This window comes from Phyllobacterium sp. 0TCS1.6A (assembly GCF_026420825.1).
Lineage (GTDB): Bacteria > Pseudomonadota > Alphaproteobacteria > Rhizobiales > Rhizobiaceae > Phyllobacterium.
Genome location: NZ_JAPMAB010000014.1, coordinates 1 through 13,344 on the forward strand (window position 1 = coordinate 1; position 13,344 = coordinate 13,344).

The following is a 13,344-nucleotide window of genomic DNA, read 5'->3' on the forward strand; positions in this document are numbered from 1 at the left end:
AGCTTGCAGGGCAAAACATTTTTTGAGGCCGAAAATCTATCCCACCTCGTGGGCCATGAGGTGCAAATAATCTCCCGCGTGCTTCGTTGTACGACAAGCTCAACAGCTCAGCATGAGGGCGGCGGGCATTGCAGGGTTCTTGTCGGGGAAAAACCGTTGCGGAATCGACTTTGGACTTGGCGCTCGGCCCAAAGATGACTAGTAAAGTCATCTTTATACAGACTACCTCCCAAACATGAGCAGCCGGATTGCGCGCTTGAACAGCGCGACCATGGACGAAAGGAAGCATGCAGTGGCGCCTCGATCAAACAGACCCGACACGACATCGGTCAACGCCACCGGAGCGCGAACTGCCGGTGAAAAGCGCTTGCTGGTCGCCCTTCTCGCAAGTTCATCGCTATTTGCCGCCTCATACGCCTTGGCGCAATCGGCTACCAGCCAAAGCGCCGACATCGCGCTCGACACGATCACGATCTCCGGCGATTCTGCCGTTGGACCGGATGATTCCATCGTGGCCAAGAGCTCACGCACCAGCAGCAAGACCGACACGCCGTTGCTCGACGCACCTGCTTCCATCTCCGTCATAACAGAGGAGGAACTGAAGCAGCGCGGTGTCGCAACGCTCGACGAGGCACTGGCCTATACGCCGAGCGTCTACAGCGACATTTACGGCTCCGACAACCGCTACGACTTCTATATGATCCGCGGCTTCTACCAGACGACGAACGGGAGCTATCGCGATGGTCTGCCGGTCTACGTGACCGGCGATTTTACGACGAGCCGCCTCGAGCCCTATGGCATGCAGCGGATCGAAGTGTTGAAAGGCTCGAATTCCTCCCTGTTCGGTCTCTCCGGTCCTGGCGGCATCGTCAATGCCGTCACGAAGCTGCCGCAGGATCAGAAATTCGGCGAGGTCTATACGACCCTCGGCGACGAGCACGCGGAAACCGGCGTCGATTTTGGCGGGCCCATCGATAAGGAAGGCGTCTGGAGCTATCGTCTTACCGGCAAGTGGCAGAATGCCGATGCCGGCATCGATCACACCAATGACGACAGGCTCTATATCGCTCCGGCATTGACCTGGTCGCCGGATGAAGACACCTCCTTCACCCTGCTCATGGACTACAACAAGCGCAATGGCAGCACCTCGCACGGAATTCCGCTCGGATCCGGCATCGATTCGGAGAGCTATCTTGGCGAGCCGGACTTCGACAAGATGGACACGATCGAGAAGAGCATCGGCTATCAGTTTCGCCATAATTTCGGCAATGGCCTGGAGTTCCGCCAGAACGCCCGCTACACCGAGCTCGAACTGACCTATGAATCGGTCTATCCCGGCGTTGGCGACCCGGGTTTAAGTCGCAGCGCGCTTGCGGTCGACGGCGAGTCCACGCGTTTCCACATCGACAATCAGTTGCAGTATGATGTCAGCCTGGGCCGCCTTGACAGCCGCACCCTGGTCGGTTTCGACTATGGCCATGATAGCAGCGATGAAACGCGGCGCGATGGAACGGCTGGCGGCCTCCGTGATATGCGCAATCCGGTCTATTGCGGTCGCAGCTGTGTCTCGTTTCCCCGAGCGCTGATCTCCGAGGAAGATCTGACAACCAAGGGCGTCTATCTCCAGGAAGAGCTGACATTTGACGATCGCTGGATCCTGACGCTCGGCGGCCGTTACGATCATGCCGAATCCGAGGCGGTTTCCAGCGGTACCTATTACGATGCCGTCGACGAGAATTTTTCCAAGCGTGCCGGCCTGACCTTCAAGGCAACCGACGAATTGTCGCTATATGCCAATTATTCGGAATCTTTTCTGCCGGTATCGGCCAATCGCGCCTTCTTCACGGGTGAGCCGGAGCCACAGGAGGGAAGGCAATATGAAATCGGCGCCAAGTACCAGCCGGAAGGCATGGACGCGCTGTTCACCGTGGCGCTGTTCGATCTTACCCAGACCAATGTGGCGCAGTGGTCGTCGGATTATTCGTTCCAGACTCAGGTCGGCGAGGTCAATGTGCGCGGCATCGAGCTGGAGGCCAAGGTGGCGTTGACGAACCGCCTCAACCTGACCGCCGCCTATTCCTACCTGGACGCGGAGATCAAGGACGACGCGGATCCCACCCTGATCGGCAACATGCCGGAGCTCGTTCCGAACCATCTGGCGTCGCTTTGGGTCGATTATACCATTCCCGGCAATGGCATACGCGGCGACCTGACCCTTGGCCTCGGTGCCCGCCATGTCGGCAAACTCTTCGGAGACGTGGCCAATGCGATCGAACTGCCGTCGAGGACCGTGGTCGATGCTGCGATCAACTACAAGATCAGCGATCACCTCGCCCTCGCCGTCAACGCAACGAACCTCTTCGACAAGGAATATATCACCAGCGTCGACGATTTCAGCAGAACGGCCTATTACGGCGACCGCCGCACGGTGAAGGCCACCTTGCGCGCCACGTGGTAATCCTGCCGGCAATTCGCCGCGCATGCGTGGACTTCGAAGGATTTTTAGGAGAGTTCCTTGGCTTTATTCGCCCCCCGTCGTGAAGTTCTGCTCGGCTTGGCCTGCGCTCTGTTCGCCCCGGCGGTAATCCGCCCAACCGCAGCGGCAGCCGAAGACCCGTTGCGCTTTCCCCATATGTTCGGCGTGACCGAGCTGCCGCGTCCTGCCGAGCGCGTCGTGTCGCTCGGCTTCTCGACACAGGACACCCTCCTGGCGCTCGGCGTCGTCCCGGTCGGCATACGCTATTGGTTCGGCGATCAGCCCTATGGTGTCTGGCCATGGGCGACGCCCTACCTCAAGGACGCCAAACCCGCGCTGATCAAGGGAACCATCAGTCTCGAGATGGTCGCTACGCTCAAGCCGGACCTGATCGTCGGCGTCGGCTCGGCAATAACAGAGGCCGAATATGCCGCTCTTTCCCGCATTGCGCCGGTCCTGATGAGTCCGCCGGAATTTCCCGCCTATGGAATGCCGTGGGAACCGCTGATGCGCCTGATCGGCCGTGCGGTCGGCAAGGACCAGCTTGCCAACGAACTCATCGTCAAGACCAGCCGGAACCTTGCCGCCTTGCGCCAGCGGCATCCGGACTGGGCCGGCCGCACGGCCGTGGCGGCCTACCACTATGGTGGCGAGACCGGAATATTCGCTTCTGCCGATGCGCGGGGCCGCTTCCTCAAGGAACTCGGCTTTCAACCGACGGCCGAAACCGCGCGTCTGGACAAGGCCAAGAGCTTCTACCAGAAACTTTCCCCGGAAGACCTCTCGGCGCTGGAAGCCGATCTGCTTTTCTGGGTATCTTCATTCGACCAGGCGCCGGATCTCGTCAATCTTCCGATGCGGCGCACATTGAAGGCACACAGTGAAGGACGCGAGGTATTCGCAAGCGGAGTTCTGGCAGCGGCAATATCGTTTGGCAGCGCTCTGTCGCTGCCCTTCGCCGCATCCGAACTTGAAGCCGACATCGCGGCCGCCATCGATGGCGATCCGGTGACGCAGGTACAATCGGCGCTCCGCGCGGGACTTGTCCCTTGATGCTTGCGAACGTGGTCAAAGGGGCAGGAGATCATTGGCCTTTGCGCCGACGCGCCATCCTCATGGCAAGTTGCCTGGCCCTCGTCCTGCTCGTTCTGCTCAGCCTCGCCGCGGGCACGCGCCCTGTCTCCGTCCCAACGGTCTTCCATGCGCTGATCGCCTATGATGCAGGTTCCGCCGAACATATCGCCGTTCGCGACTATCGGCTGCCTCGTACCCTGCTCGGGCTTCTTTGCGGCGCGGCCTTTGGTGTGTCGGGAGCGCTGATTCAGGCCACCACCCGTAATCCGCTTGCCGATCCGGGTCTTCTCGGCGTGAATGCGGGAGCCGCATTTTTCGTGACGCTTGCCGCGGGTTTTCTCGGCCTGCAGTCGACCGGCGCCCAGCTCTGGTTCGCCTTTCTCGGCGCCATCGTCGTAACGGTGCTGGTCTATGCCATCGGATCGGGCGGGCGGCAGGGATCGACGCCGATCAGGCTGCTGCTGGCGGGCGTCGCGGTAACGTCTATACTCAGCGGCATTGGCTCCGCCATCACGCTTCTCGATCCCGTCGCCTTCGACAGCATGCGCGTCTGGTTGCTTGGTACGCTGGCTGGACGCGACATGAATGTCGTGCTGACCGTTGCGCCTTTCATCGTCGCGGGGCTTGTCATCGCAGCGCTCATTTCTCCGGCCCTGAACTCGATCGCGCTTGGCGACGACAATGCGCGTGCGCTCGGCACCGACATCAATCGCACCCGGCTGCTGGCTGCGATCTCCGTCACCCTGCTTGCCGGCGCGGGAACGGCTGCCGCCGGCCCGATCGGTTTCATCGGCCTGATGGCGCCGCATGTCGCGCGCTGGCTGCTCGGACCGGACCAGCGGCTGATCGTTGCGGGAACCATGGTCTTCGCTCCGATCCTGCTGCTGGCAGCCGATATCATGGGGCGCTTTCTGCTGCAAACCGGTGAGCTTGAGGTGGGTATCGTCACTGCCTTTCTCGGCGCTCCGATTCTGATCCTGCTCGTGCGGCGGGCAAAAGCGAGCGGTCTGTGAATCGGCCGACAGACTTCGGAGACAGGTTTCTGGTCGTCCGCGTGCCGAGGGACGGCCCGGGGGGCGGACTTTCCATGCGGGTAAGCCGGCGTACGCTCGCTGCCTGTATGTCCATGCTTCTGCTCATCCTGCTGTTTGTCGTCATGTCCATGACGAGCGGCGATTACGGCATTCCCCTCTCCGACGTGGCGCGCGCGCTGACCGGCCAGGGCGACGAGACGTTGAAGATGATCGTTCTGGAGTGGCGCTTGCCCCGGGCGCTTCTCGCCGTCCTCCTTGGTGCGGCGCTTGGGATCAGCGGCGCGATCTTCCAGTCGCTGACGCGCAATCCCCTCGGCTCGCCGGATATCATCGGGTTCTCCACTGGAGCCCATACGGGCGCGCTCGTCGCCATGCTGGCGATGTCCGGTGGATATTATGAAACGGCGACCGGCGCGCTGATCGGCGGCATGGCCACCGCCATCGCCGTCTACCTGCTGACCTACAGGCAAGGCGTCGAGGGATTCCGCCTGATCGTCGTCGGTATCGCAATTGCCGCGATGCTTTCAGCGGCAAACGTATGGATGATCCGCCAGGCCGAGCTTCAGGTGGCAATGTCCGCAGCAATGTGGGCGGCCGGTTCCCTGAACGGTCTCGGATGGGAACGGCTGCTCCCGGTTGGCCTTGCCCTGTCGCTGCTCGTGCCGTCGGCGCTCGCTCTGTCGCGCCCGCTCCGCCAGCTCGAACTCGGTGATGATGCCGCCACCGCATCGGGCGTTTCGCCCAATCATGTTCGCCTCTTGCTGGCGATTGTCGGCGTAGCCCTGATTGCTCTCGCCACCGCCGCCGCCGGCCCTATCGCATTCATTGCCCTTGCAGCGCCGCAGCTCGCCAGGCGCTCGGCCCGAACGGCGGGCATCGCGCTCATGCCTTCGGCCCTCATGGGCGGACTTCTGCTGCTTGCGGGCGATTGGGCCGCCCAGCATGCGCTTGGCTTCGAACTGCCCGTGGGCGTGATGACGTTCAATATTGGCGGTCTGTATTTCATCTGGCTGCTCACCAGGGAGGGACGCAAATGACGAAGTCGCGTCTTCATGCGGATGCAGTGACATTGCAATACCGGGATAACGTCATCGCCCGGGATCTGTCTGTCGCAATCCCGGACGGTTCATTCACGATCATCGTCGGGCCGAACGCCTGTGGCAAGTCGACCCTCCTCAGGGCCTTGTCGCGCTTGCTGCCGCCCTCGCGGGGGGATGTCGTCCTGGATGGCGGCAGCATAGACAGGTTGCCGGCACGGGAGGTGGCGCGTCGGCTGGGACTGCTGCCGCAGAGCTCGCTCGCCCCGGATGGAATTGCTGTTGGCGATCTCGTTGCGCGGGGGCGCTATCCCCACCAGTCGATGTTCCGCCAATGGTCTGCAGCGGACCAGGATGCCGTCGCCGCAGCGATGGCGGCAACCAACATTACCGAGCTTGCCGGACGCCTCGTCGACGAGCTTTCCGGCGGACAGAGACAGCGGGTCTGGATTGCCATGGTTCTGGCGCAGCAGACCCCGATCCTTCTGCTCGACGAACCAACGACGTTTCTCGACATAACCCACCAGATGGAACTGCTCGATCTTCTCGCCGACATCAATGCCGATGGCCGCACGGTGGTTGCAGTCCTGCACGATCTCAATCATGCCTGCCGCTATGCCACCCACTTGATCACCATGCGCGACGGCGCTGTCGTTGCCCAGGGAACGCCGAAGGAGATCATTTCCGAAAGGCTGGTCGAGGACGTATTCGGCCTCCCCTGTGTCGTCATCCCCGATCCGGTAACGGATACACCGTTGATCGTGCCGCGCCTTCGCCGCGCCTCGGCCAATTCCGGAGGCGACGCGGTATAAGGCTCAAGCCTTCCGGCATTTGTCAGACAAGTAGCCCCATCAAGCCACCATCAGGATGCAATGTCCTAGGCGGGCCCATTCGCGGCGCATATAGCTGTTATAGACTTCCCTCACCGCGTTGCAGATATCCCGCGTGACGACGCCGGACCGATACGGCGTTTTCCGCCAATTTGACGCGCAAGCAGGCCTTGCTCCGAACCATGCACATGCCTGTCATTTACAACGTAACCGGCATGGATGTGGTGAATGGACAATTTTTTGATTAGATAGTTGACAGATGTCTGACAATATCTCACATTTTTGGAGACGTGAATGTTGCCTGCCTGGGCGACAGCCATATGGCGCCGGCCGACAAAGAGCGGCCGGGGGGAACAAAGCTTGGGAACGAATATGGATACACCCGCAAGAGACGGACGGACTTCTCGCCTTTCGGCTGAAATCGATGCTGCGATCGAAAGCCTTGCTCCGGCAGCGGAACAGCTGCTTGAAGAGCTTGTTGCCACCAACAGCATCAATCCCAACTTCCCCGGCATTGCCCGCAAGGACGTGATCGGCGGAGAAAGCGCCTGCACGCGCCGGATCGGCAGCTACCTCTCGAAGCTGGGCTTCGAACTCAACGAAGTCGCGATCGATCCTGAACGCAGCAACCTGGCAGCGGTGCTGAAAGGTGCCGGCGGCGGTCGTTCCCTGCTTCTCAATGGTCATGTGGACACAGTCGCACCCTTCAAGCCCGACACCTGGGCTTCGGGCGACCCATGGAAACCGATCCGTCAGGGCGAGGAATTGTTCGGCCTCGGCTCAACCGACATGAAAGGCGGCCTTGCCGCCGCCTGCCTTGCCATTGCGGCACTGAACGAAGCAGGCATCCGGCTCAAGGGAGACTTGCAGCTCCATGCCGTCGTCGGTGAAGAAACGATGGATCACGAGAACGGCACGACCGCCGTCGTCAAGGCTGGTTTTCGCGCGGATGCCGCCATCGTCGCCGAGCCCTCCTCCCAGCCCGAACCACTGACGATCGCGCCGGTATCAGCCGGCAATTTCAATCTGGAGATTTCGGTCAAGGGTCATGGAACCCACGCCGGCAACCGGGGCGCTGCTATTCGCGCTGGTGGTGAAGGCCCGAGCGCCGGCGTCAATGCCGTCGAGAAACTGATCAAGATAGTGCAGGCATTGCAGGAACTCGAGCATGAATGGGGTATCACCAAGAGCCATCCCGCCTTCCCGGCTGGCCTGTTCTCCCTCGTTCCCGGCGTCTTTCACGGCGATGTCGGCGTTCCGAGCGTGGGTTATATGGCAGACCACGCCTATGTCGGTTATCTCGTCTGGTACGCGCCGCAGGAAGACCCGGAAACGGTCAAGACCGAGATCGAGCGCCATGTGCACCATGCCGCCCAACTCGATCCCTGGCTTCGCGAAAATCCGCCGACGTTTGCCTGGCACAGCAATTGGCCGGCCGCAGACGTGCCCAGCGACCACCCACTTGTCGGCGTGCTTATCAATGCCCGTGCGGCGGTGCTTGGCCGGACACCATCGGGGCGCGCGCCGACGGCTTCGTTCAATGCGGTAAGCGACGCATCGTTCCTTCAGGCCCAGGGCATTCCGGCCGTCGTGCTCGGACCCGGCAATATTCGCTACGCCCATGCCGTCGACGAACGCATCAACTTGCGCGAGTGGCGCGAATGCGCGCGCATCTATGCCCGTGCGATCATCGAATGGTGCGGCGTCGCCGATTGATGGCGGCCTGCAATGCCGCCCGCCCATCGGCGGGCAACAAGCCCGGCCCGATATTCGTCAGTTCATCGCCCTGATCACCAAGCGTCTTGGAGACTTGTATGACCATCCCCATCCTTTCTGCCCGCAACATCGAAAAGAGTTTCGGGCAGATGCGCGCCATGCAGGGCGCCAGTTTCGATATCCACAAGGGTGAAGTCGTCGCGCTGATCGGCGACAATGGCGCCGGCAAATCCACCCTGACCAAAATTCTGTCCGGCGTGCTCGCGCCCGATAGTGGCGAGATCTACGTGGATGGCAAGCTCGTCAGTTTTGGCAGCCCACTCGATGCCCGGTCCCACGGCATCGAAACCGTGTACCAGGATCTGTCTCTGGCGCTGGACCTCAATGCGGTCCAGAACCTTTATCTGGGCCGCGAAATTGCGGCGCCCGGGGTCCTTGGCCGCCTTGGTTTTCTCGACAAGTCGCGAATGCGCATCAACGCGCAGGAATCGTTCAGCCGACTGGGTGTCCGCGTGCCCGACATTCGTGCCGCCGTTGCAAATTTCTCCGGTGGCCAGCGGCAGGGCATTGCGGTTGCCCGTGCGCTGATGTGGGCAAAGCGAGTGGTATTCATGGATGAGCCGACTGCCGCGCTCGGCGTCGCCCAGACGCGGAACGTGCTCGAGCTCATTCGCCGCGTTCGCGACACCGGGGTTTCCGTCGTCCTCATCAGCCACAGCATGCCGGACGTGCTTGCCGTTTCCGATCGCGTCACCGTGCTTCGCCATGGCCGCCGCGTCGCCACCTATACCACGAGCGCCATCACATCCGACGATCTCGTCGGCGCGATGACCGGCGCCCTCGAACCTGAAGGGGCCGCCGCATGACGATCCACGCTGCGACTTCTGCCAAAATGACCAGGGAACAATCTCCGATGCAGCATGACACCCCGCCGCCGGCGCCATTCCTGCGCAAGCTCCTCGACAGTCCGGAACTGATGATCTTCGGCTCGCTGATCCTGATCATCGTTATTTTCATGATAATGGCGCCGGCCGCGTTTCTCAGCGGCATCAACCTGCGCAACATGGCGATCGAAGCATCCATGATGATGATCCTGGCGGTCGGCATGACCTATGTGATCGTCACCTCCGGCATCGACCTCTCGGTTGGCGCGGTTCTCGTCTTCTCCAGTGTCGTCTCCGTCATCACCATGCGCGCCACGGGTTCCGATGCGGCCTGGGTACCTGTTCTCGGCCTGGTCGTTTCGCTCCTGTCGGGCGCAGCCTGGGGCCTGATCAACGGTATCCTGATTGCACGCGCACGCCTGACGCCGCTGATCGTAACGCTCGCCACCATGGGCGTTGCGCTTGGCCTTGCCCGTCTGCTGACCGGCGGCATCGACCTCACCGGCGTTCCCCGCTCGATCGTCAACTCGATCGGCATCGGCCGCATTGGCGGCATTCCCGTCATCGTGCTGATTGCGTGCATTTTTGCGATCATTGGCGGCGTCGTACTCCACATGACCCGCTTCGGGCTCTACACCTATGCGATAGGCTCCAACGAACAGGGCGCGCGGCGCGCCGGCGTCAAACTCCAGCGACACCTGATCATCGTTTATGTGATTTCGGGCCTGTGCGCCGGTCTGGCCGGATACCTTACCCTCGCCCGCTTTTCCTCGACGACGATTTCCGGCCATTCGATGGATAATCTGAAAGCGATCACCGCCGTTGTGCTGGGTGGCGCGAGCCTCTTTGGCGGCATCGGCTCGATGTATGGCACTGCCGCAGGCGTGTTCATCCCCGTCGTGCTCGCTTCCGGCCTGATCATCGTCGGACTGCCGAGCTTCTGGCAGGAAGTAGCCGTCGGAATGGTTCTTCTCGCTGCCGTCCTGCTCGATCAGTACCGCCGACGCTCGCGCTCATCCTGATTACCGAACACCAACCATAATGAGGGAACAATGACGAAAACAATGCAGAAACTTGGGCTTCTTCTCGCTGCCACCGCCCTGACGGCAGGTGTTGCCAGGGCGGCGGACGACGTCAGCATCTCGCTGGTTCTCGGCCAGCGCAACAGCGGCTTCCACGAAGCAATTGCCTGCGGCGCGCGCGCTGCCGCAACGGAACTCGGCGTGGCAGTCAAGATCCAGGCTGCGCCGACTTATTCGGCCTCCGAGCAGATCCCGGTCCTGAACTCCGTGATGGCAACGAGCCCGTCGGCGATAGTACTGGATCCGACAAGCTCCACCGCCCTTATCGCGCCCCTGATGGAAGCCGCCGCCAATGGCGCAAAGATCGTCGCCGTCGATACCACGCTCGATGATCCGTCGGTACTTTCGGCCGTCGTCGGCACCGACAATGAACTTGTCGGCCGCGAAACGGCAAAGGCGCTCGCCAAGGCGCTGGAGGGCAAGTCGGGCAAGGTCGCCCAGATCAACAGCATTCCCGGCATCTCCACCGTCGATGCCCGCATCAAGGGTTTCGAGGAGGAGATCAAGAACTATCCCAACCTCACCTATATCGGCAATCAGTTTGCCAGCGAGGATATACCCAAGGCGCAGCAGGCCTTCGTCTCTCTGATGAGCGCCAATCCCGACCTGATCGGCGTGGTTTCCCAATCCAACAATCCGGCGATCGGTGTCGCAGGCGGCATACGCTCCACCCAGACGGCCGAGACCGTAGCCGCCATAGCGGTCGATGCCGACGATAGCGAGATCGAGGCCCTGAACGAAGGACTGCTCGACGCGTTGGTGATCCAGCAACCCTATGAAATGGGTTACATGGGCTTCAAACAGGCGGTTGCGGCCGTCAAGGGCGAGCCGATCACCACGCCGATCAGCACGGGCACCGTGACCGCCACCAAGGCGAACATCGGCGAGCCGGGTATCGTCAAATATCTCTACAAGGGCAACTGCATCTGACGGGTTGCAAGATCAGGCGGGCCGGGCTGGCCTGCCTGTTCCTCGCAGATGGATCAGGCGTGCGGGGGCAGTTCCGCGCCATCCCGCCTGGCAGCCAGCCAATCTCTCACGCGGTAGTAGCGAAGCATCAATTGCGGGCCGAAGCTCATGTAGGAGGGCGCCGCCGTCAAGGGTTCGAGCTTGAGCGCCAGCTCGTTTTCAGGCACGCCCAGTGCCCATTCCGACAACACGCCGCCAAGCATGCTCCCCGTCGGGACGCCACGTCCGGAGAGCCCGGTGAGAGCGACGATGCCGGGCGCCAGGTCGTACAATCTCGGGATGGTCCGGTATTGCATGTCCAGTTCGCCGAACCAGAAGAAGTCCCAGCGCAGGTCGTGGCGGATTTGCGGATGAAGCCACTTCAGCCGGTCGGTCATCACCTGCTTCGTATAGGAGATATCCCTGCCCCGCGACCCCATCGGGAACATCGATGCCACTATGCGTCCATCGGCATCGTATTTGTAGACGAAGATGTCTCCGCGCCCGTCATGGATCGTGGTGTTTTGCGGCAGCACGCTCGATCGCAGATCGTCCGGCAGCGGCTCCGTTGCCGCGACGAAGACGCGCTGTATCTTGAACGTCCTGTCGAGGCCCGGCCAGCCGCCGACGGTATAGGCGCCGGTGCAAAAGATCGCCTTGTCGGCAATCACCTGGCCCGCCGGCGTTTTGACCGCCCATCCCCCGCCTTGCCGCTCGACCTTTGTCACCGCCGATTGCGTGTGGATCGCACCGCCCTCCGAAATGACGGCGCGCGCAAGTCCGCGCGCATAGCCGAGCGCATTGAGATGTCCGGCCTCGGAGTGGAACCAGCCGCCGTGGAAGCGAGGGCTGCCGGTCATCGCCTCGACTTCGCGCCTGTCCAGGACGCGCGTCCTCGCACCGACTGCATTGTATTCGCGCGCCTTCTTTTCGATGCCGCCCATCGCACTCGGGGTGTGCGCGCCCATCACATAGCCGTTCTGATGCCATTCGCAATCGATCCCATAACGCGAAATCATCGCGGAGACGCGGTCATTGGCGCGGGTTTGACGCTGTATCAGCCGCTCGGCCCATGGCTCGCCCAGCATCTTGCGAAGCTCCGGCAGGGCGTAATGCGTGAATGTCGGGGTGCAGTGCCCGGCATTGCGGCCCGAACCGCCGAACCCGACCTCCTGCGCCTCCAGCAGAACGACCTTCACACCCGAACGCGCAAGTTCCAGCGCGGTCGTCAAACCCGTATAACCGCCGCCGGCGATGCACACGTCCGCCGTGATCGTGCCGGCCAAGGGCGAGGTATCCGGCGCAGGTGCCGCCGTCGCGTACCAGAGCGTAGCGTCGAATGGGGAGAATTTCGGCAATGCCGCCTCCCCTAGTTCAGATCGCTGCGGGCATCCAGCGCATCGCGCAGGCCGTCGCCGATGAAATTGACGCTGGTCACCGCAAGCGCGATCGCCACGCCCGGAACAATGGCCAGCCACGGCGCCGATTGCAGATATTGCTGCGCGCCGTTGAGCATGTTGCCCCAGCTCGGCAGCGGCGGTTGAATGCCGTAGCCGAGAAAGCTCACATAGGCTTCGAGCAGTATGGCCCTTGCCACGGTCAGCGTCGCCGCGACGATGATGGGGCCCATGGCGTTGGGCAGAAGTTCGCGAAACATGATCCAGCGGTGGCTGAGGCCAAGCATGCGCGCTGCCACGATAAAATCCCGCTCGCGCAGCGAACGCACCTCGGTCTCGACGATACGCGCGACCTCCATCCAGCTGGTGATCGCGATGATGACCGTGATCATGATCGGGCTGGGCTTGATGAATGCGGCCAGGGCAAGCAGCAGGAAGATGCTGGGAAACGACAGGACGGAATCGACGAAGCGCATGAGGACGGTGCCGATCCTTCCGCCATAATAGCCCGCGACGACGCCGATCGTCGTGCCGATCAGCGTGCTCAGGACCATGGCGGCGAACCCTACGAGCATCGAGATTCGGCCCGCCATCAACAGGCGGGCGGCAAGATCGCGTCCGAGCGGATCGGTGCCAAGAAAATGATATCCCGTCAGCGGCGGTGAAAAACGCGCGCGAAGATCGATGTAGAGGTCGGTGTAGGGCAGCAGGTAGGGCCCCACGATGCAGGCAAGCGTCAGAATGACGACCATTACGACGCCAAGGACAGCAAGCCTGTGCCGGGCGAAACGCCGGAAGGTACGGCTGTTCCACCAGTGGGACCGGGCGGGACGGGTGGCGGGTGTTGCAGAAACGGACATTGCTCT

General features: G+C 62.0%; 11 protein-coding genes. 9 read left to right on the forward strand and 2 right to left on the reverse strand.

Features of this window, described 5'->3' with window-relative positions:
- Window positions 1-292 precede the first annotated feature (292 nt).
- From OSJ75_RS22035 to OSJ75_RS22075, 9 genes are all read left to right on the forward strand, one after another.
- Window positions 293-2,458: a TonB-dependent siderophore receptor gene (locus OSJ75_RS22035; RefSeq protein ID WP_250017759.1), complete on the forward strand. Its 2,166-nt coding sequence runs from the start codon at window positions 293-295 to the stop codon at window positions 2,456-2,458.
- Between the two features lie 57 nt (window positions 2,459-2,515).
- Complete coding sequence (locus OSJ75_RS22040; protein ID WP_267229547.1) at window positions 2,516-3,529, forward strand: ABC transporter substrate-binding protein; 1,014 nt, start codon at window positions 2,516-2,518, stop codon at window positions 3,527-3,529.
- A 62-nt stretch (window positions 3,530-3,591) separates the two neighbouring features.
- A complete protein-coding gene (locus OSJ75_RS22045) occupies window positions 3,592-4,563 on the forward strand; it encodes a FecCD family ABC transporter permease (RefSeq protein WP_267229548.1) in 972 nt (323 codons plus the stop codon).
- On the forward strand, window positions 4,560-5,621 hold the full coding sequence (locus OSJ75_RS22050) for a FecCD family ABC transporter permease (RefSeq protein ID WP_267229549.1): 1,062 nt from the start codon (window positions 4,560-4,562) through the stop codon (window positions 5,619-5,621). The genes OSJ75_RS22045 and OSJ75_RS22050 overlap by 4 nt, the downstream gene beginning before the upstream one ends.
- A complete protein-coding gene (locus OSJ75_RS22055; RefSeq protein WP_267229550.1) occupies window positions 5,618-6,433 on the forward strand; it encodes an ABC transporter ATP-binding protein in 816 nt (271 codons plus the stop codon). The genes OSJ75_RS22050 and OSJ75_RS22055 overlap by 4 nt, the downstream gene beginning before the upstream one ends.
- A gap of 390 nt (window positions 6,434-6,823) precedes the next feature.
- Entirely contained in the window at window positions 6,824-8,167 is a 1,344-nt protein-coding gene (locus OSJ75_RS22060; protein ID WP_267229551.1) for an ArgE/DapE family deacylase, read from the forward strand.
- Between the two features lie 98 nt (window positions 8,168-8,265).
- Window positions 8,266-9,033: an ATP-binding cassette domain-containing protein gene (locus tag OSJ75_RS22065; RefSeq protein ID WP_250017743.1), complete on the forward strand. Its 768-nt coding sequence runs from the start codon at window positions 8,266-8,268 to the stop codon at window positions 9,031-9,033.
- 47 nt (window positions 9,034-9,080) lie between these two features.
- Window positions 9,081-10,073, forward strand: coding sequence for an ABC transporter permease (locus OSJ75_RS22070; protein ID WP_250017740.1), 993 nt, complete (start codon window positions 9,081-9,083; stop codon window positions 10,071-10,073).
- Window positions 10,074-10,103: 30 nt separating this feature from the next.
- Window positions 10,104-11,063: a substrate-binding domain-containing protein gene (locus OSJ75_RS22075; protein WP_250017738.1), complete on the forward strand. Its 960-nt coding sequence runs from the start codon at window positions 10,104-10,106 to the stop codon at window positions 11,061-11,063.
- 53 nt (window positions 11,064-11,116) lie between these two features.
- Here the strand turns inward: OSJ75_RS22075 and OSJ75_RS22080 are convergent, their stop codons facing one another.
- Window positions 11,117-12,439, reverse strand: a complete 1,323-nt coding sequence (locus tag OSJ75_RS22080) for an NAD(P)/FAD-dependent oxidoreductase (protein WP_267229553.1) — start codon at window positions 12,437-12,439, stop codon at window positions 11,117-11,119.
- A gap of 11 nt (window positions 12,440-12,450) precedes the next feature.
- Entirely contained in the window at window positions 12,451-13,338 is an 888-nt protein-coding gene (locus OSJ75_RS22085; protein ID WP_250017734.1) for an ABC transporter permease, read from the reverse strand.
- Window positions 13,339-13,344 lie beyond the last annotated feature (6 nt).